General features: G+C 41.2%; 23 protein-coding genes and 1 tRNA gene. 14 read left to right on the forward strand and 10 right to left on the reverse strand.

Features of this window, described 5'->3' with window-relative positions:
* Positions 1–13: 13 nt before the first annotated feature.
* Positions 14–580 (forward strand): helix-turn-helix domain-containing protein, encoded by a 567-nt coding sequence (locus tag DCK90_RS06655; protein ID WP_108245406.1) that lies wholly within the window; start codon positions 14–16, stop codon positions 578–580.
* Here the strand turns inward: DCK90_RS06655 and DCK90_RS06660 are convergent, their stop codons facing one another.
* Genes DCK90_RS06660 through DCK90_RS06670 form a run of 3 tightly spaced genes read right to left on the reverse strand, consistent with a single transcriptional unit; the run spans position 581 to position 3,706 of the window.
* Positions 581–1,255 (reverse strand): phosphonatase-like hydrolase, encoded by a 675-nt coding sequence (locus DCK90_RS06660; protein ID WP_108245407.1) that lies wholly within the window; start codon positions 1,253–1,255, stop codon positions 581–583.
* The gene (locus DCK90_RS06665) at positions 1,252–2,424 is read right to left on the reverse strand and encodes a TIGR03364 family FAD-dependent oxidoreductase (protein WP_108245408.1); all 1,173 of its coding nucleotides are present in this window, start codon (positions 2,422–2,424) and stop codon (positions 1,252–1,254) included. Before DCK90_RS06665 ends, DCK90_RS06660 begins: the two co-directional genes overlap by 4 nt.
* Positions 2,414–3,706, reverse strand: coding sequence for a DUF5690 family protein (locus DCK90_RS06670; protein ID WP_108245409.1), 1,293 nt, complete (start codon positions 3,704–3,706; stop codon positions 2,414–2,416). Before DCK90_RS06670 ends, DCK90_RS06665 begins: the two co-directional genes overlap by 11 nt.
* Positions 3,707–3,972: 266 nt before the next feature.
* Between DCK90_RS06670 and DCK90_RS06675 the strand changes: the two genes are divergently transcribed.
* A complete protein-coding gene (locus DCK90_RS06675) occupies positions 3,973–5,622 on the forward strand; it encodes a solute:sodium symporter family transporter (RefSeq protein ID WP_108245410.1) in 1,650 nt (549 codons plus the stop codon).
* Between the two features lie 44 nt (positions 5,623–5,666).
* Here the strand turns inward: DCK90_RS06675 and DCK90_RS06680 are convergent, their stop codons facing one another.
* On the reverse strand, positions 5,667–6,356 hold the full coding sequence (locus DCK90_RS06680) for a LytR/AlgR family response regulator transcription factor (protein WP_199912660.1): 690 nt from the start codon (positions 6,354–6,356) through the stop codon (positions 5,667–5,669).
* A 3-nt stretch (positions 6,357–6,359) separates the two neighbouring features.
* Positions 6,360–7,358 carry a sensor histidine kinase gene (locus tag DCK90_RS06685; protein ID WP_108245412.1) on the reverse strand — a complete coding sequence of 333 codons (999 nt, stop codon included), beginning with the start codon at positions 7,356–7,358 and terminating at the stop codon, positions 6,360–6,362.
* A gap of 261 nt (positions 7,359–7,619) precedes the next feature.
* On the opposite strand from DCK90_RS06685, the gene DCK90_RS06690 reads away from it, so the two are divergent.
* Positions 7,620–8,180, forward strand: a complete 561-nt coding sequence (locus tag DCK90_RS06690) for a YceI family protein (protein WP_108245413.1) — start codon at positions 7,620–7,622, stop codon at positions 8,178–8,180.
* A 55-nt stretch (positions 8,181–8,235) separates the two neighbouring features.
* On the opposite strand, the gene DCK90_RS06695 is transcribed toward DCK90_RS06690, so the two are convergent.
* Positions 8,236–8,309 (reverse strand) — tRNA-Asn (locus DCK90_RS06695).
* Positions 8,310–8,378: 69 nt separating this feature from the next.
* On the reverse strand, positions 8,379–9,734 hold the full coding sequence (gene rseP, locus DCK90_RS06700) for an RIP metalloprotease RseP (protein ID WP_108245414.1): 1,356 nt from the start codon (positions 9,732–9,734) through the stop codon (positions 8,379–8,381).
* Positions 9,735–9,885: 151 nt separating this feature from the next.
* On the opposite strand from rseP, the gene DCK90_RS06705 reads away from it, so the two are divergent.
* The 8 genes from DCK90_RS06705 to DCK90_RS06735 all read left to right on the forward strand — a co-directional run bounded on the left by DCK90_RS06705 (position 9,886) and on the right by DCK90_RS06735 (position 16,297).
* Positions 9,886–10,560 (forward strand): SCO family protein, encoded by a 675-nt coding sequence (locus tag DCK90_RS06705; protein WP_108245415.1) that lies wholly within the window; start codon positions 9,886–9,888, stop codon positions 10,558–10,560.
* An 89-nt stretch (positions 10,561–10,649) separates the two neighbouring features.
* Positions 10,650–10,892: a FeoA family protein gene (locus tag DCK90_RS06710; protein WP_108245416.1), complete on the forward strand. Its 243-nt coding sequence runs from the start codon at positions 10,650–10,652 to the stop codon at positions 10,890–10,892.
* Positions 10,889–13,105: a ferrous iron transport protein B gene (gene feoB / locus DCK90_RS06715; protein ID WP_108245417.1), complete on the forward strand. Its 2,217-nt coding sequence runs from the start codon at positions 10,889–10,891 to the stop codon at positions 13,103–13,105. Before DCK90_RS06710 ends, feoB begins: the two co-directional genes overlap by 4 nt.
* Positions 13,106–13,112: 7 nt before the next feature.
* Positions 13,113–13,256 carry a hypothetical protein gene (locus DCK90_RS17050; protein ID WP_199912661.1) on the forward strand — a complete coding sequence of 48 codons (144 nt, stop codon included), beginning with the start codon at positions 13,113–13,115 and terminating at the stop codon, positions 13,254–13,256.
* A 204-nt stretch (positions 13,257–13,460) separates the two neighbouring features.
* Positions 13,461–13,988, forward strand: a complete 528-nt coding sequence (locus tag DCK90_RS06720) for an RNA polymerase sigma factor (protein ID WP_159075783.1) — start codon at positions 13,461–13,463, stop codon at positions 13,986–13,988.
* A 2-nt stretch (positions 13,989–13,990) separates the two neighbouring features.
* On the forward strand, positions 13,991–14,776 hold the full coding sequence (locus DCK90_RS06725; RefSeq protein ID WP_159075799.1) for a HEAT repeat domain-containing protein: 786 nt from the start codon (positions 13,991–13,993) through the stop codon (positions 14,774–14,776).
* 19 nt (positions 14,777–14,795) lie between these two features.
* A complete protein-coding gene (locus tag DCK90_RS06730; RefSeq protein ID WP_108245420.1) occupies positions 14,796–15,548 on the forward strand; it encodes a DUF4097 family beta strand repeat-containing protein in 753 nt (250 codons plus the stop codon).
* Positions 15,549–15,583: 35 nt separating this feature from the next.
* Entirely contained in the window at positions 15,584–16,297 is a 714-nt protein-coding gene (locus DCK90_RS06735; RefSeq protein ID WP_108245421.1) for a DUF4097 family beta strand repeat-containing protein, read from the forward strand.
* Here the strand turns inward: DCK90_RS06735 and DCK90_RS06740 are convergent.
* From DCK90_RS06740 to DCK90_RS06750, 3 genes are read right to left on the reverse strand one after another with little or no spacing between them, the layout of a single operon-like run.
* Positions 16,294–16,686 carry a DUF423 domain-containing protein gene (locus tag DCK90_RS06740; RefSeq protein WP_108245422.1) on the reverse strand — a complete coding sequence of 131 codons (393 nt, stop codon included), beginning with the start codon at positions 16,684–16,686 and terminating at the stop codon, positions 16,294–16,296. The two genes, DCK90_RS06735 and DCK90_RS06740, sit on opposite strands and share 4 nt — an antisense overlap.
* 3 nt (positions 16,687–16,689) lie before the next feature.
* Positions 16,690–17,103 (reverse strand): DUF2141 domain-containing protein, encoded by a 414-nt coding sequence (locus DCK90_RS06745; RefSeq protein ID WP_108245423.1) that lies wholly within the window; start codon positions 17,101–17,103, stop codon positions 16,690–16,692.
* On the reverse strand, positions 17,100–17,543 hold the full coding sequence (locus DCK90_RS06750) for a hypothetical protein (protein ID WP_108245424.1): 444 nt from the start codon (positions 17,541–17,543) through the stop codon (positions 17,100–17,102). The genes DCK90_RS06745 and DCK90_RS06750 overlap by 4 nt, the downstream gene beginning before the upstream one ends.
* A gap of 126 nt (positions 17,544–17,669) precedes the next feature.
* Here DCK90_RS06750 and DCK90_RS06755 point away from each other — a divergent pair, with 126 nt between their 5' ends.
* From DCK90_RS06755 to DCK90_RS06765, 3 genes are read left to right on the forward strand one after another with little or no spacing between them, the layout of a single operon-like run.
* The gene (locus DCK90_RS06755) at positions 17,670–18,425 is read left to right on the forward strand and encodes a DUF6090 family protein (protein WP_108245425.1); all 756 of its coding nucleotides are present in this window, start codon (positions 17,670–17,672) and stop codon (positions 18,423–18,425) included.
* A gap of 26 nt (positions 18,426–18,451) precedes the next feature.
* Positions 18,452–19,210, forward strand: coding sequence for an SDR family NAD(P)-dependent oxidoreductase (locus DCK90_RS06760; RefSeq protein WP_108245426.1), 759 nt, complete (start codon positions 18,452–18,454; stop codon positions 19,208–19,210).
* 4 nt (positions 19,211–19,214) lie between these two features.
* Positions 19,215–19,691 (forward strand): hypothetical protein, encoded by a 477-nt coding sequence (locus DCK90_RS06765; RefSeq protein ID WP_108245427.1) that lies wholly within the window; start codon positions 19,215–19,217, stop codon positions 19,689–19,691.
* Positions 19,692–19,772: the final 81 nt, after the last annotated feature.

The raw sequence follows: 19,772 nt of genomic DNA on the forward strand, positions 1-19,772 counted from the left end.
AGGGCCATAAATAATGGAAGATTACCTCATCGGGATTGGGAAAAGAATAAAGCAAATCCGTAAGAACAATAAAAAGACCATAAACGATGTTGCGATAGCTGCCGGGGTAACCGCTGGGCTTATTTCACGCATTGAAAACGGTAGAACTATACCATCCCTTCCAGTGTTTTTAAAAATTGTGGAGGCATTGGACACCCAGATGACGGATTTTTTTGATGGTATCCCTAAAGGTATCGGTCAAAATTTTATTGTGACCCGCAAACACGAACAGTCCATTATAGAAAAGGAGGACGAAGCAGTTGGTTTTACCTATAATTATATTTTTGGAAAACAGTTGAACTCTGTGGGTTTTGAAAGTGTGCTTCTGGAAGTGCAGCCCAATTCAAGAAGAGAAAAGGTAGTGACCGATGCTTTTGAGTTCAAGTATATTTTAACCGGAGAGTGCTATTACGAGATTGGCGACCAAGAGGTTCTTTTAAAAGAAGGGGATTCTATCTTCTTCGACGGTAGAATCCCCCATGTACCTATCAACAGAGGAACAGTTCCCTCTAAAATGTTGGTGGTCTATTACTTTATTTGATCAAGAAAATAACACCTTTTCCAGATTGATCAGGGAATCCAGGATCAAAGTTGGTTGCGCGGTCTCCAGCTGTTCCCGTGTTTGGGCGCCGGTCAAAACGCCCACTGTCCAACCACAATTCGCGTTTTTCCCTTCCTCAATATCGATAACGGAGTCACCAGCTTTCAATACATTTTCAGGGTTTTTGATGCCGAACATATCCATCGCCTTGTCTATCATTTCCGAAGAAGGTCTCCCATTTACCACATCGTCGGCAGTAATCACAGCATCAATTTGATTTCCCGCAGCCCAACCTAATTTGTCCAAAAGCGTACTTGCGGTTTTTTGATCGTAACCTGTATTCAAGACCACTTTGACCCCTCTGGACTTTAAAAGATGGAAAAAGGCCTCAACACCATCATAAGAGGTAACCTCCAAATTGGCATAGGCCTCTTCAAGCATCCCTTTAAAATCCTTAAAAACCACATCCGCATCTATCCCATTGGTTTGTGTCTGTTCCAAAATATCTGTAATGGCCTTAAACTTTTCCTTACCTGCACCAAATTCCAGAACGGTATCCAAAGAAACCTCGACCCCATGTTTGGCCAAAGCGGCCCTCACCGTTTTGTATACCACATTATCTTCGTTCACTGTGGTACCTGCCATATCAAAAACGGCCAATTCTATCTTTTTCATAATTTGATTTTCTGCTTATTAAATATTGTAGCGATATTATTTCTGGAGAATCCGGCACTTCCCGTCATTCCTTTACCGCCAATACCTGTTACAATATGAATATTGTGGTCGATGGTTTTTTGAAAAATATCACTGTTTTTACATTGCGAGTACATTCCGTACCATCTATTTTGAATTTGATAGGTAGGAAGGTCAATAATTTTTTGGGCTTCATCTATCATAAAGTTATCGATGTCCATATCCATATCATAACCCAAATCCTCCACCCTGTTAGCGTCGGCATATTGATGCGAATCTCCCAAAATCACCGAACCATCTGCCGCTTGTTTAAAAAGAATATGCACGCCCCATTTTTTTTGAAGGCTATCCTTTGGCTCCTTTTCCTTGATTCCGGCAAAGGATGGGCACTCATGGAACGCTTCGTACCTTCTAATGGACCATCCCGTTAGGATGGAACCTTTTAACTCATAGTTCTTTTGCGGTTTGGTCTGCATCATTTGCAGTTTGGAAACCTCTAGATCACTGCTGGCAAATAATTCAGGATACAGGTTTTTAAACTCCGCTCCATTACAAACAATTACCTTCTTACCAAATATCTCATCACCTGTTGTGCTTTGGACCGAAACCCACTCTTCTCCGGCTTGGCAGGAAACCACAGAAAAATCAAACTTGATCTCCAAGCCTTTTTGTTCCATCAAATATTTCTGGAGCTTATGGATCATGGTCCTAGGCTCCACTGTGACCTCCTCTGGAAAAAACAACCCAGCTGTAACATACTCCTTTCTAAGTCCCGGGTAATTGGCCAAGCATTCTTGTTTGGTAAGCATTCTGGATGTGTAATCATTCCCATTGTTGATTGCTCTTAACTCCACCAACAACTGCTCTTCCTCTTCGTTGGAAGCCAAATATACCGTTCCGTTCTGACGGATACTGATATCAAATTGGGATTGGATCTCCTTGTATATTTTCAGACTCTCCCTTCCAAATTTCTGCCATTTGGAGTTCATGCCCGAAGGGACAACCTGTCCAAAATTTTGTGTGGTCGCTCCTCTGGGATAGGCATCTTTCTCCACCAAACAAACCTTTAGGCCCAATTCCAGTGCATGGTAGGCATGAAAAGTTCCCAAAACACCACCACCTACTATGACGGCATCGTATTTATTGTCCATATTTCAATTTCTTATTGAGTTCTTCCGAGTTGCGACGGGCCACGAAATGTGCGTACAATACCAATGTACTTACTATACCTATCACCGCAACGGCATAGGTGCCGTAGACGAAAAAGTTGAGCCAAGACACATTGGGCTGCCCAAAATTCTTGTAAAGCAATACCAAAATGCTTCCCAAATAGCCAAAGGCATCAGCAATATAAATGAGAAAACCTGAGTTTCCCTTTACCTTAAAAGTGGCAATAAACCTATCAAAAAAGAGACAGTTGAACGGCACGTAACAGATGTAGAGCCCAAATCCGGTACAGACCATCCAAACGAACGGGTCCAATATTCCTGTTTGAAACATCATAGTACTGATTACCAAAACCAAAGTTCCCAAAATCAGTAGTAGATGATAGGTGAGCAATGCCTTAAAATTATCCTTTACATAAAAAATGGTCCCAATAATCAAAAGTACTACCACGGCAATAATAATTTCGGAGGTAGAATAGACAGAGGCATCCCCTTGATAACCGATACTGTCCCAAAGCTCCCGCGCAAAATTGTCGCGAAAATCTCGGAAGGCGGTTAAAAATGTGTAGAACAGCACTATGATGAGCAAAGGAAACATAAACTTTATCACCAATTTCTTTCTATCTGTAGCCGTCATCGGTATCCGCTCTGTCCGGTTGGCAATATCTTCAGGGGTTGGTGACGGTACCCGTTGCAATAAAAAAGAACAAATCAAAAGGGGAACAAAAAAAAGTGCCCCAGTAACGGATGGCATCCAAAATTCACTAACTCCCCACGAATTCATCACAAAAAGTCCTACGGATTTTACCACTCCACTAGATACGATAAAGCTCGCGGACAGCACCACACCCAAAATATCGGTAAACCGGCGTCCTTCAATATAGGAGAACACAATTCCCCAAATCATTCCCAATGGAAAACCATTAAGGAACATAAATGGAATATTGTACGGCGCGGGCACCCACGCAAAAAGCAAGAGCGATATTTCGGCAAGTACTATAAGTGAAATTAGGTAAAGTAACCTTCGGTTGGGCTTAAGTTCCGAGATGACCTTTATCCCCACAAATTTGGAAAGTGCATAACCCAAAACCTGAGCAATCACCAAAAATATTTTGTAATCAACGCCTACAAAAGAGAGTCCCTCAAAAGTGGCCACGGAAAAAGGCTTTCTAAAGGCATACATACAAAAGTAGGTGCCAAAAGCGGCAAGCGAAGCATGCAGCACAAACACAAATCCTGGTCGCTTAGCGACTGTACTTTTATTCATAAATGTTTACAAATAATAAAAATATATTTCAAATTACTCAATTTTATAGCAAAACAACCTTTCTTTTCAGTTTAAATTATTGTTAGCGATTCATTATGTTTTTACAAGTGTTACAAGCACATCATCTTTTTCAAATCCTTCAGTTTTAAAATAAAATGTTGAGTTTGTGGCTTCACCCCCAATTTCGAAAAATTCAGGTTATATTAGCGTGCACAACCAGCTAAACAAATCGTTTTGTCCATGGACAAAACAGCAAATAATATTATATGGCACTTATTTCGTTTTTAGGCTTCACCCTTTTAGTAGGAATTATTTCTTGGTGGTCGGTTAGAAAAACAGATGAAACATCATCAGATGGTTATTTTTTAGGAGGCAGAAGCCTTACCGCAGGAGTGATAGCGGGTTCCTTACTACTGACCAACCTATCCACCGAACAAATTGTAGGACTAAACGGAAGTGCTTATAAAGATGGACTTTCCGTAATGGCATGGGAAACCTTGGCCGCCCTAGCCATTGTAGTGACGGCAATGTTCTTGCTCCCTCGATACCTTAAGGGTGGATTAACCACGGTGCCACAATTTTTGGCCAAACGTTTTGATGTTGCCACAAAGACCATAACCTCTGGATTGTTCCTTACGGGCTACGTAGTGGTTTTACTTCCCGTAATATTGTACTCCGGTTCAGTCGCGATTAGTGGCATGTTCGATGTTCCCGCTCTGTTGGGTGTATCCGACTCCACGGCCTTGGTAATCTGTATCTGGGGTATAGGTATTATTGGTTCGATTTATGCGGTTTTTGGTGGACTGAAAGCTGTTGCCGTTTCCGATAGTATCAATGCCGTAGGTCTTATTATCGGAGGAATCATGATTCCCGTTTTTGGTTTGATGGCCATAGGCGATGGAAGTGTAATGGGCGGATTGGAAACGTTGATGGCTGCCAACCCAGAACGTTTTGATTCGACCGGAAATCCGGGACAAGAGGTGCCCTTTTCCACTATTTTTACCGGAATGATGCTGGTTCAGCTCTTCTATTGGGGAACTAACCAACAAATTATTCAGCGTGGTCTTGGTGCCAAAAACCTAGCAGAAGGGCAAAAAGGACTGTTATTAGCAGCATTTTTAAAGATTTTGGGACCTATTATCCTAGTGTTGCCCGGAATGATTGCCTACTATTATTTTGAAGGCGGATTGGCCAGTAGCGACCTTGCCTATCCAGAATTGGTACGGGCCGTACTTCCAAAACCATTGATGGGCTTCTTCGCCGCAGTACTTTTCGGGGCCATTTTGAGTTCTTTCAATAGTGTACTCAATAGTTCGGTAACCTTGTTCGGAATAGACATCTACAAGCAGCATATCAACAAGAATGCATCGGAAATGACCGTGGTAAAATACGGTAAAGTATTCGGGGTGTGCTTGGCGCTTGCCGCGATGTTCATCGCTCCGCTTATCGCCAACGCCGGTAGCTTGTTCAACTATCTTCAAGAAATCAACGGTATTTATAGCATTCCAATTTTCACCATTATTGTTGTGGGCTATCTCACCAAGAGGGTTCCTGCCATCGCAGCGAAAATTGGTATACTTTCCGGTTCTGTCCTATATATCATCAGTCAATTTATCGTGGGGCCAAGAATGGTCGCCAACGCATTGGCTGAAGCAAAAGCAAACGGAGTTACCGATGCTGCCGAACTTAATTTGATAGAGGCCGGTGCATACCCTCATTATTTGCACGTAATGGCAATCCTGTTTATTTCAAACATTGCTATTATGTTGATCATTGGTAAGTTTTATCCAAGAAAGGAGCCTTTCCAATTGGAATATACCAAGCAAGTATCCATAGAGCCTTGGAAACACGTAAAATTGGCAAGTGCATTTATTGCCATAGTCGTAATTGGAATCTATATCTATTTTGCGAGGTAGAAGCTGAATTTGAAACAAAAAAAGCCCGGATGTTCCGGGCCTTTTTATAGGATGCTTTTTAAGAAATTATCCTTGTATGCCCTACCCATAGGTATTTTGGCTCCATTGCTCAGCATTACAAGGTTTCCCGATATACGGTCAATCTTTTTGGTATTGATGATATGGGATTTGTGTATCTGGTAAAATTGACTGCCCCCAAGCACCTCCATCCAATGCCGTAATGGTTCGTTGGACAATATTTTTTTATCCTTAAGGTGTATTTCGGTATAATCAGAGTCGGAAGCGATGGTGTAAATGTCTTTCACCAGCACCTTAATGTGTTCGTGACTGGATTTTACATAGATTTCGGTAAGTGGTGCTGTATCATTTTTGGCTATAACATGTTCGTGCTTTGCGTTGACCTTATTGACAGCTTGCAGGAAACGTTGAAAAGAAAACGGCTTTAAAAGATAATCCACCACATTCAAATCGTATCCTTCGAGTGCATATTCTGAAAAAGCAGTGGTCAATATAACATGTGGAGGGTCCGGAATGCTTTTTAGAAAATCCAGTCCATTTATTTTGGGCAGATGGATATCTAGGAACATAAGGTCCACCGACTCCCTATTCAGGAATTCCATGGCCGTCAATCCATCGGAAAACACCTGCACTAGTTCCAATGTAGGCACGTCCTGAATGAACTTCTTCAATATCCGCTGTGCTGGCGGCTGATCTTCAACAATTATACACCTCATAATCTAAACCTTTTCCAATTCCAGCTTTAGAAACACCTTGTAGCTGTTATCGGCCTCCTCTATATGCAAAATATGCTTTTTTGGGTAAAGAAGTTCAAGGCGTTTCTTTACATTTTTCAAACCAATTCCTTTGGCAACACTATCCAAACTAAACCCCGGCTCATAATTGTTCTTGCATCTAAACTCCAATATAGAATTGCTCAACTTTACGGAAATATCTATTTCTATATTCGAAGACTGTCCCGATTGGCTGTGCTTGAAGGCATTTTCTATAAAAACAATCAAAATCAATGGCGCGATCCTATACTCACCCTCGATCTCGTCCACATCAAATTGTACTTCTCCCCTATCTTCTATCTGCAACTTGTACAGGCGGATGAAGTTGCCCAATTGTTCCAACTCCTTTTTCAATGGCACCAATTGCTCTTTGGATTCGTAAAGCATATAGCGCAGTACTCCGCTCATCTCGAGTATGATCTCTGGTGTCTTGGGTGATTCTTGCAAGGCATAAGAATAGAGGTTGTTCAAGTTGTTGAACAAAAAATGGGGGTTTATTTGACTACGCAAAAATTGAAGTTCACTTTCTTGTATGGTGGTTTCGAGCTCATCGATTTGGGCCTGTTTTTTAAGGGCGTCCCATCCAAATTTACATCCTGAGAGAATGAACATTACGGGCAGAATACCCAATAGGGAAACATAAACACCCGGGAAAGCATCTGCGCGTTTGGTACCCGGGAAGATAATGGGTTCCAAAACAACTTCTTCAATTACGATAACAATTGATACCACTATGGCCGAACCCAAGAAAAACTGCCAATATTTCTTTTTGTACAAGAATTTAGGCATAAGATAGTAGGTAACGCCTACCGTGGCCAAGCCATAAAACAAAAGAAATATTGCCCTGTGCACTACTATGCTCCCTGTATTTCTATCAAAAGAAAAGAACAGGAGAACCAATACGTGCAATACTATTTGAAAAAGAAGTTCCTTTTTAGAAATCAATACAGTTAGGTTAATGAGTACCAAAACTATATATAAAACTGCGTTTACAGAAAAGTAGCTTTACCAACAACCATATTTAACCCCTCAACGACATTATATTCATATCCATTCATAACCATTTGGTTGATTGAGGGTTAACCCATGTTGTTCACGGAAAATATTTATATCTTAAGTTTTAAATGACCATATTTAGTTGAAAATTTTATCTAAAATTGGTAAAAACATCATAAACAAAACTACTAACACTTAAATCACACAATCATGAAGAAGACTATTTTCGCACTTGCGTTTTTAACATCCCTAGCGGTTGCGGCACAATCCACTTGGAAATCGGATGGGGCACACTCCAAAGTCGGTTTTGGCATTTCACACCTAATGATCTCTACCGTAGAGGGCCATTTTAGTGATTTTGACATAACAGCAACAGCGACTGACACTTTTGACAACGCGGAATTTATGGTGGATATTAAAACCACCAGTATTGATACGGATAATGATAGGCGCGACGACCATTTAAGAAGTGCCGACTTTTTTGATGCGGAAAAATACCCTTCCATCACTTTTAAGAGTACAAGCTTTGAAAAAACCGGGGACAAGACCTTTAAACTTTTGGGCGATTTGAGCATGCACGGGGTTACCAAACCGGTTACCTTGGAAGGCACTGTGAATGGAATAATTACCGATCAACGCAGTCAAAAATTGAAAGCAGGGCTAAAACTTACCGGAACCGTAGACCGATTGGCATTCGGAGTTGGTGGTGACACACCTACATTGGGGGATGAAGTGGAGCTGACCATCCATTTGGAAATGGCTCAACAATAACAAATAAAAACCAACAAAAAAGCCACCGAAAATTCGGTGGCTTTTGCTTTAGATGCTCCCCCTCTTGGGCTCGAACCAAGGACCCTCTGATTAACAGTCAGATGCTCTAACCAACTGAGCTAAGGAGGAATATTTTACCATAAGCGGGTGCAAATATAACGGATTCTTTTTTACACCACAAACAAAAAATTTGCTTTTCTATTTAAAAAGCCATTTGTATAAATCGTTACCATTGGCAAACAGCAACAAAGCAATTAAAATAAAGAAGCCTATCATTTGGGCATACTCCAAAAATTTATCGCTTGGCTTGCGTCCAGTGACCATTTCGTAGAGCAGGAACATTACATGTCCACCATCCAGTGCCGGAATTGGCAAAATGTTCATAAAGGCCAAAATAATGGATATAAAAGCCGTTGTGGCCCAAAATGCCGGCCAGTTCCAAGTGTCGGGGAACATGCCACCAATAGCCGCAAAACCACCAACTTCTTTGTACGCACCAGTATCGGGATTAAATATTTTTTTCATTCCCTTGATGTAGTCCGAAAGTGTTTTTACACCCTTGTTCCATCCAGCGGGAATGGATTCCCAAAAAGAATATTCTAAAGTTTTTACCTTCAAATATCCTTTTTCTTGCAAATCCTTCATAGTAACAGGGGCCGTTACAAGCCCAAGCTTTCCTTTACTATTTACCTTGGCCGTAACATGCTCTTCTTTACCATTTTTCCTACGCACAAGTATGTCTATATCTCTTCCCTTGTTCTTTTCAAGTTCATCCATTACTTGATCTCGATAAATGGCCTGTTTCCCATTTATGGACAGAAATTCGTCCATTGGCCTTAGATCAACTCCTTTATTGTGGGAAGTATCTGGAACACTATTCACATAAAACGGAACCCTATAGTAAATAAAACGGGCTTTTTCTTTATCCTCAGACAAAGTTTCTATAAAATCTACAGGAATCTCCTTCTCTATTACCTGCCCATCCCTTTCAATAGTATACTTCTCACCATAAACCATTTCTGGAAGCACCTGTTGCAAGGCTTCTATCTTTTTACCGTCGATAGATAAAATTTTATCCCCTGTCTGGACACCCAACTCATCTCCCAAACTTTTCTCGGTAACCCAGATTCCATCCTTTAAGCTATCATTGGCGATGTACTCTTCACCATAGGTAAAAACAAGACCAATAAAAATAACCACGGCCAAAACAAAATTAACGGTAACTCCGCCGAGCATAATGATCAAGCGTTGCCAAGCTGGTTTGCTACGGAACTCCCAAGGTTTAGGTTCCTCCTTCATCTGCTCCTTGTCCATGCTTTCATCGATCATCCCGGATATCTTCACATATCCGCCCAAGGGCAGCCAACCAATACCATATACGGTCTCCCCTATTTTCTTTTTGAACAGGGAAAACTTCACATCAAAAAAGAGATAAAACTTCTCCACCCTTGTCTTAAAAAGCTTTGCTGGAATAAAGTGTCCAAGCTCATGCAGTACGATCAAGAGCGATAAACTTAGAAAGAATTGTATGGTCTTTATAACTATAGGGGTCATCCGTCGTCTTTTGTTAAAACGCACAAAAGTAACCTTTTAGGGATTGATAAAAAAACCGCATTTTTAATCCCTCTATCATTTAAGAAAGATTTAGCAACAATAAGTCTCTTTCTCCTTGAAGAATAGCCAATTGGGGCGTAATTTTGCAACTATGGGATCATTCTTCGCGAAGTACAAAATGTTCGGAATTGTAATGCTGGTACTCTCCGGCGTCATCGTCTATCTATTTTACAATGCGTTGCAACCAAAAAAAATGCTCCCTGTCTATCAGCCTTCAATGGTGGATCAATCACTAGTGGACAGCACCTTGCACTACACCAAAAAATACCACAAAGTGGCAGATTTTTCTCTGGTGAACCAAAATGGGGAGACCATCACCCAGGAAAATTACAAGGACAAAATTTACGTAGCGGATTTCTTCTTCACCACCTGCCTCACCATTTGCCCCATAATGACAAAAAACATGGGTGAGGTGCAAGAAGCTATCAAGAACGACCCTAGCATTATGCTCCTCTCCCACTCCGTTACACCACAAATCGACACCGTTGCCCAATTAAAACGGTACGCCTTGGAAAAAGGGGTAATCGATAGTAAATGGAACTTGGTTACCGGTGATAAAAAACAGATTTATGAGCTGGCGCGAAAATCCTACCTCGCCGTTAAAAATGATGGGGACGGAGGTCCTTTTGATATGATCCATACCGAAAACTTCATTCTGGTGGATAAGGAAAAGCGAATCCGTGGTTTTTATGATGGAACCGATCGGGAAGAAATAGATAGATTACTCAGCGATATTAAAATACTTGAAGCCAGCTACAAAGAATAGTTTCCCACACCTTTCTGCATGAATAGACCTCCTAATTATCCTTTTTTACTTATTTTTGGCCTTACTTAAATTTATTCTAAATAAGAACAGTGGTGACGGTTGCAGATTTACAATATGGACAAAAGGGGATAATCAAAGATTTCACCGAACATATACTTCCTATAAAGTTATTGGAATTAGGGTGCTTGCCCGGAAATAGTGTGGAACTTTTGCAAATTGCGCCCCTAAACGACCCTATCTATATCAACCTAAGCGGAAGCCATTTGGCAATAAGAAGGTCTTTGGCAAAACTCATCGAGTTGGAAATTATTGAAGAAACGCAGGCCAAATGAGCAAGAATATCAATGTAGCCTTAATTGGTAACCCCAACACTGGAAAAACCTCGGTTTTCAACCAACTTACCGGACTCAAGCAAAAAGTAGGGAACTATCCCGGCATAACGGTTGAGAAAAAGGAAGGAATATGTAAACTTCCAAGGGGCGTAAAGGCCCATATCTTGGACCTACCCGGAACCTATAGCCTTAACACTACTTCGTTGGACGAAAGTTTGGTCGTAGAGCTTTTACTCAACAAAAACGATAAGGACTATCCCGATGTTGCCGTAGTGATCAGCGATGTGGAGAACCTAAAAAGGAACCTGCTGCTTTTCACCCAGATCAAAGACCTTAAGATTCCGACCATTCTGGTCATCAATATGGCGGATCGCATGGACCGTAAGGGTATTTCGTTGGATGTGGAGGCCATGGAAAAAAAGCTGGACACCAAAATTGCCCTTGTGAGTACCAGAAAAAATACCGGAATCGATAGAATCAAGGAGCTCATTGCCGACTATAAGAGCATTTCCTCAAAACCTATCTTGGATACCTCCAGAATTTCCCCGGAATATTTTGAGCGCCTAAAAAGTACCTTCCCACAAGAAGATCTTTATAAATTGTGGTTGGTAATCACGCAGGACGTGAACTTTATGCCCATCGAGAAAAAACGCATTCAGGATGCGACTGATTTCTCCACCAAGTCCAAGGACGAGCTCAAAAAATTACAGCATAAGGAAACCGTTCTTCGCTACCAGCTGATCAACAATATTTTAAAGGAAACCTATAAGGTGGATTTTATGGCCGCCAAGGGCCTACGTGCTTCCTTGGACAAAATACTTACGCACAAAGTCTTTGGCTACCTTATATTCTTTGCCATTTTATTGCTGATTTTCCAGGCCATTTTTGAGTGGAGCTCCTACCCCATGGATTTTATTGACGAAAACTTTGCCATGGCAGCGGAATGGATTAAAAACACCTTGCCTCCCGGTGTTTTCACCGATTTACTTGCGGAAGGGGTCGTAGCCGGTATTGGCGGAATCGTAATATTTATTCCACAAATTGCATTTTTGTTCCTATTCATTTCCCTTTTGGAAGAATCAGGATACATGAGCCGCGTAGTATTCCTAATGGATAGGCTGATGCGCCCCTTTGGATTGAGCGGAAAAAGTGTTGTACCATTGATTTCAGGAAACGCCTGTGCCATTCCGGCCATTATGGCGACACGGACGATTGAAAACTGGAAGGAACGTCTTATTACCATTTTGGTGACGCCCTTTACCACATGCTCTGCCAGACTGCCTGTTTATTTAATTTTGATATCACTCGTAATTCCCGAAGGAAGCATTCTAGGGTTGAGTTACCAAGCATTGACCTTGATGCTCCTATATCTTATCGGATTTGGAATGGCTCTATTATCTGCAATGGTGTTGAACAAAATGCTCAAAATTAGGAGTAGGTCCGTTTTTATGATCGAGATGCCAACCTATCGTTTGCCCTTGCTAAAAAATGTTGGCTATACCGTGATCGAAAAGACCAAGAGCTTTGTGCTCGGTGCAGGTAAGATTATTTTGGCGATATCCATTGTATTATGGTTTTTAGGATCCAATGGTTATTCTGATGATTTCCAAAATGCCGAAAGTATTGTAGCCGAACGCATTGAGAGTGAAGGATTGAGCACTTACAGTAAAAATTATGTCCAGAACAATATAGATACCTATCGCAGCAATGCAGAAGCGGAAGGTATGGCCGCCGGTGCAATACAGGATTCCATCCAAGTCCTCAGGAAAGAACTTTCCGAAAGGGCCGTTGCCCAAGAGATTGCGAGCTACAAATTGGAACACTCCTACATCGGGCAGGCAGGAAAAGCCTTCGAACCACTTGTAAAACCCTTGGGTTACGATTGGAAGATAGGTATTGCCGTTTTGACTTCCTTTGCCGCACGTGAAGTGTTCGTAGGTACCTTGGCTACCATTTACAGTGTGGGGAGCGACGAGGAAGAAACCATACAGAATAGGATGGCCGCAGAACTGGACGACGATGGCGAACCTCTTTTCAATTTGGCCTCGGGGATTTCCCTAATGCTATTTTACGCCTTTGCCATGCAATGTATGAGCACGCTCGCCATTGTAAAAAGAGAAACAAATTCCTGGAAATGGCCTATGATTCAATTGGGCTTTATGAGCGTTTTTGCGTATATTATAGCATTAATGGCCTATCAAATCTTAAGTTAATCCAAAGATGGTTCAACAAATTTTAGCATACGGAACATTGCTTATCGCAGCAGGATATTTGGTCTGGAAATTCCTATTGCCCAAATCAATTTTCAGTAAGGGTAAAGGCAACTCCAATTCCTGCGGAAGCGATAACTGCGGATGTAGTTAACTTCTTTTAAATACAGTTGTCAGGTCGAGCGCAGTCGAGACCTCTGATTTTTCATTACGTAGATCTGTCGACAACACTCGAAGGCAACATTAATATACCTTGTTTTCCAGCAGCTTACCCTTTCATCAAACAATTTCTCAATTTTATCGTAACCTTTCTTAATTTCCTGACTATATAAGTCAAACGCCAACTAAAAAACAGCATTTGGAAACGCTTTCAGATGAAATGATCATGCAAAAAGTATCCGAGGGAAACTTGGATTTGCTCAAGGTACTATTTGACCGTCATCACAGACATGTATATAATTTTCTGTACAAAATGTCCGGGGACAAAATGTTGGCCGAAGATCTTACACAAGATGTCTTTTACAAACTGATCAAGTATCGGAATTCATATAACAATGGGTCGTTCTTGTCGTGGATGTTCACCATAGCCCGCAACAGCCTTAAAACCCATTATACGAGAAACCATAAAACCCATGATGATATTGAGGTCTTGGCGTATAAAGCAGTAGAAGAAGAAGAAAACGATATGAGCGAGAACAATGCCCACCTGCAATACGCGCTGAACCAACTTGACCCATACGATAGGGAACTAGTGATATTGAACCGCTACAAGGAAATAAAGTACGATGAACTAGCGGAAATTTTTGGAAGCACCCCTGGTGCCGTAAAAACAAGGGTGTGCAGGATTTTAAAAAAGTTGAAGGACATTTATTTAGAAATTATATAGCCATGGAAAAGAATCACGTTTTTGACCGAATACCAGATTATCTGGATGGCAATTTGACCAAATCAGAAGAAAGAGCATTTGAAACACACATAAAAATTTGTGGAGAATGCCAGAAGGAACTGGAAGAAATGAAGACCTTTTTCAATGCTTTTGAAGAGGACGTAGCTACACCATCGGACAGACTTAAATCTAAATTTGAATCTGCCCTTGAACAGGAAAAATCGAATCAGGGGAAAGTAGTTCAACTTGAGTCGAAACCATCGTCCAACTGGACAGGAAATATATTGAAAATCGCAGCTAGTATTGCCTTATTGGTCGCGGCATTTCAAATGGGGAGCCTATTCCAACAAAGAAAAGTGGATGCAGATATTGCCCAACTCCAAGATGAGACCAATCAGATGAAACAGACCGCTATGCTATCGTTAATGGAAAATCAGTCCGCGAGCAAGCGAATTCAAGGGGTAAATTATATCGAGGAATTTGAACAACCTGATGAAGCCATCATTCAAGCGCTCTCCAACCGATTATTATATGATGATAACGACAATGTACGAATGACCGCTTTTGAAGCGTTGGCCAAATTCACCTCATCCGAAATGGTAAAAACCACATTTATCGAAGCTCTTGAACAAGAAAAAAATCCGAGCATACAAGTGTCAATTATTCAGGCCCTGGTTCAGATTCAAGAGAAAAAAGCGGCCGAACCCATGAAGAAACTATTGGAAAAAGAAGACACACAACCTTTTATAAAAGAACAGATCAAGGCAGTATTGCCAAGTCTAACATAAACATCAAAAAACGAAAATCATGAGAAAATTCACATTCATTTTAATGGCCCTAATCATGGCCAATGTTGCCCAAGCGCAAAGCGATTACACCAAATCCCTGGATGGTATCCAATGGGTAAAAATCGAGTCCAAATCCGATATTGTGGTCAAGACCCACAGCTCCAACCAGCTATTGATCAAGTCTGGGCCGGAAATCAAGACCCCAGAGCGAGCCAAAGGACTCAAATTAGTGGGAGAAGGCGGAACCGATAATACCAACGTAGGTTTTTCGGTGGTCCAAGATGGGAACACATTGATTGTCCACAACCTCAGAAAGGATAAAAAAGGTGAGATTTATTTACCTGCCTCACAAAACGTTTCCGTAAAGAGTACCTGGAACGGCGACATCGAAATTGATGGATTTTCCGGCGAGATAGAGGCGGATGCCCAACTCAACGGTGGTGTCAAAATTTTAAACGTGAACGGGCCCGTTACCGCTAACTCACTCAACGGTGCACTGGAGGTGGTTTTTGGAAAGGTAACCCAAAGTTCCCCGATTTCCCTCTATTCCACGAACGGTGCCGTAGATGTAAGCTTACCATCCAACACTCCGGCCAACTTGGCCTTGAGCACCCTAAACGGAAATGTCTACACCGACTTTGAGGTAAAGGCAGAGGACAAGAACGGACTAAAATCAGTTTTGGGCAGAGACATTAAAACGTCCATTAATGGAGGTGGTGTTAAAATAGCATTGAAATCCACCAACGGGAATATGTACCTCAGGAAAAAATAAACATCAATCATCTAAAATCAAAAAATCGAACAGTCATGAAAAAATTGATCATTACCGCAATCGTGGGATTGGCAACATTATCCCTTACTGCACAAAAAATCATCGAAAAAACCTTTAACTATTCCGGTCAATCCATTGAATTGGATGTAAAGTTTGCCCATCAAATTGAAGTTAAAACATGGGACAAATCGAACATCTATTTTAAGGCGGACATAACCACCGAGGACGGTAAATTCATCGACCTCTACAAATTGGATATTGATGAGGGCAGCAGCTCATTGCTTATAGAATCTGATGCCAAACCTATTTTTGAAGCATTCCACGACGAATGGAACAAAAATAATCCGGGTAAAGAACGACGCTACTATTATAAAGGGGACACCTACGAGTTCAACTATGTTTTGTACGTACCGAAAGGGGCGACCTTTAAAGTGAGCAGCATTAATGGAGATCTTAAATCCGATATTATCGAAGGGGATTTTACCGCAGATTTAATAAACGGAGACATTGATATTTCCAAGTATGATGGTGATATGGACCTACAGACCATTAATGGAGAAATTGACTTGGTAATGAAAAACACGAAATTGACCGCAGAGACAATCCATGGTAATATTTATGCCGATGAGGATATGCAATTGACCATTTCCGACCGATATGTGGGCCAAAAGGTCCAAGGTAGTTTCGACAATGCTTCAAATACCCTTAAACTGAACACCATCAATGGAAATATGTACCTAAGGCTTTAAATTATATGGGCTATAAAAGAATAGAGAAGCAAGGCCCACCCGATAACCAACAGCAGCCCTCCGATTGGCGTAACCGGGCCCAAGAACTTAGGCTTATTGCCTTTGGCTGCACCTAAGCAAAGGGCATAAATACTGAAGGAGAACAACAAAGTTCCAAAAATAAAGCAGTTGACGATCCATGCATCTATCGGGGCGTCAAATCCTAGGTTAAAGCCTAGGACCAAAAGCACAATGGCATGGTACATTTGATATTTGACCCCTGTCTCAAAACTTTGTAGGAGTTCGGGGGTCAATTTCTTTTTAAGCGCATGGGCACCAAAGGCACCAAAAATCACCGCTAAAAGTCCGTAAAGCGCGCCCATGAGCTGGGCCATAAAAATTGTTCCCATAATTTATAGGTCTATATGGATTTCGTGGTCAGAACTCATTTTAAACGAACACTCCTTAAATTTGGGAGGGCCAAAAGTCTTCATTTTAGCTTTTGAAAACGCCACTTTCTCCCTTGGAATTCCCAACCAGTTGGTATCAAGCTTTCCATTATCGTTCTCATCATGGAAAATAGCAAGCGCATATTCACCAGCAGGAAGGTCAGAAATATGTAACACTACACTTCCCATATCGGCATTTACGCTATCTGATCTTAAAACCTGGTCAAAGGACAAAAAGCTATCGTCTGAGTCGTAGATTGCAACTTTAACGCTCCCATGGCCGGAAGGCACATTGTTTACCTGAACGGACAGGGTATTTTGAGCAAAGCAAAAAACGGGTAAAAGTAAAATTAGGAGCAGACAATTTAATTTGTTCATGGCTTTACCGTGGCTGTTTCATGGTTCTTTTCCAATTCTGTCCTCAAAATTGCAAATAATTCCTCGGTTTCAAGGCTGTCCTTTAAATTGAGGTACATTTTAAGAGAGTCGTGGTGCACCAACTTAATTTTTTGCTGGTAAAGATTGTCCACAAAAACATAAACTTTGGTCTGGGTGATCGAGTCATTAAAAACACCTTTTTCTCTTTCCATCCAAGAAAAACCGCTGGAACGCTCCATCTCGGGAAGTCTGTCTACATAAAACACACTGTCCAATTCGCTCAAAGGAATTTTTTGGTAATAGATACCCGAGAAAACCCTAAAGTTCCCCTCCTCTATCTTATGCCAATTTTTATAGTGCTCCACATATGCCAGCACACAAATAACCAAGGTCAGAATGATCAAAACATTCCACAACCAATGTCTTTTTTTTGATTTCATAGTATTTCTCGAAGTTTCCCTGTACGAAAAAGAGTGTTGCCCACAAAGAAACATAATTAATAGAACAACATTATAATATGTACAATATTGTGTCCTAACTTATTATCTTTAAACAAATCACAAGCTATGCCGATCCTATTCAGAAAAATTAGAAAAGCGTTGCTTTCCGGAAACAGTGCAACCAAATACATTTTATATGCTATTGGCGAAATTGTACTTGTGGTTATCGGGATTTTGATTGCTTTACAGATCAACAATTATAGCGAAGAGATAAAGAAAAGAGAAATTGAAAGCGTTCTGTTGAACAATCTATTTTTGGAGGTGGATTTGGATATCCGTCAAATCACAGAAAACACAGAACAATCCTTGGCAAGATTAGCAATGCTGGATAGTGTAATCAAAAAATTAAAACATCCAGAAACCATAGACAAATCCAGTTTCTTGCAATCCTCCTACAATTTTGTGATAGATAATTATTTTAAGAGCAACAGCGGAATCTTTGATGAAGCGGTTTCTTCGGGAAAAATGAGCTACATCCAAAACGAAAGATTGCGACAACAAATTTTTAATTATTACCGTACCGTAAAGGAAAGTTATACCGATGGCACCACCCGCCAAGTTACCGATGAGTTCATCACACCTTTATTAATCGAGTCCCTGATGATGAATACCAACGGTTTTGATTTGATTGCAACAGACCTTGCCACTATCGCCCCATTAGATTCGCTAAACCTTGCAGGGTTACAAAAAAACCGGGATTTTTGGAAAATGGTTCTGCTAAAGTTTGGGAGCAATCAAGAGCAAATAGGCCGTTGGGGCCTTATGAAGGAAGATGCGGAAAAGCTTAAACAAGAAATCGAAAAAGAAATCAAACAAATATAAATCCATTCAATCGCCATAGTTAGCTTATGAATTTTACCGACAAATATGTTCTCGTTACAGGTGCCTCTCGCGGCATTGGTAAGGCAACCGCCATTGCATTTGCCAAAAAAGGTGCAATAGTGGGCATCAATTATCGAAGCAATGATCAAGTGGCGCAAGAAGCTTTGGCGGAACTTCCCGGTGATGGACACCAGCTTTTTAAAAGGGATATTTCACAGAAATCAGAAACCGAAGCGTTAATCAACGATTTTATAGCCGAGTTTGGTCGTCTGGACGTGTTGGTGAACAATGCAGGTATTTCTATTTTTCATGAAATAGACCAAGTTGATTTTGACCATTGGACTAACGCTTGGGAAAAAACATTTCAAACCAATCTATTTGCTGTGGCCAACCTTTGTTATTGGGGCGCCAACGCCATGATGAAGACCGGTGGCGGACATATTGTAAGTGTATCTTCCCGCGGTGCCTTTCGTGGGGAACCTACCAAACCGGCCTATGGGGCCAGCAAAGCCGCATTGAATTCCATGAGCCAGTCGCTTGCCAAAAAATTGGCTCCGCACAACATTTATGTTGGTGTGGTCGCACCAGGGTTTACCGAGACCGAGATGGCGAAAGAGACCCTAACCCCGGCCGAGCGGGAAAACCTGCTTCGCGAATCCCCTTTTAAACGAATGGCCCAACCCGAGGAGGTGGCCCATGCCATATTATTTTTGGCATCTTCAGAGGCTGCGTATTCTTCTGGAACCATTATCGATGTAAATGGGGCATCATACCTAAGAAGTTAAATTTATGAAGGCTGCAACCGTTGCCCAACTCAAAAAGGAACTGCATTACAAATCGCAGGACGAAGTACTACAACTTTGCCTTAGGCTGGCACGTTTTAAAAAAGAAAACAAGGAACTGCTCACCTATTTGCTATTCGAATCCGATAGTGAAGAGGGTTACATCGAAACCGTAAAGGAGGAGATCGACCAGATGTTCTCTGAAATCAATGTGAACAGTTATTTCTACATCAAAAAAAGTGTTCGTAAAATTCTACGAACCATCAAAAAATATATTCGCTATTCGGGCAACAAGGCCACTGAGGTGGAGCTGTTGCTGTACTTCTGTGAAAAACTGAAATCGTTTCGGCCTTCCATCAACAGAAACACCACCCTTAAAAATCTGTACACCCGACAATTGGAGTACATTAAAAAGAAAATTCCCCTGCTGCATGAAGACCTTCAGCATGATTACGGGTCGATTCTTGAAGAACTCCATTATTGATTGGCCAATAAAATGCAGTAAATGTTTTAGAACGACTCAAAATATTCAAGGATTTGGATAATTTGATTAAAATTTCTCATC

The sequence above is a fragment of the Muricauda brasiliensis genome (genome assembly GCF_003057865.1).
Classification (GTDB): Bacteria; Bacteroidota; Bacteroidia; order Flavobacteriales; family Flavobacteriaceae; genus Flagellimonas; species Flagellimonas chongwuensis.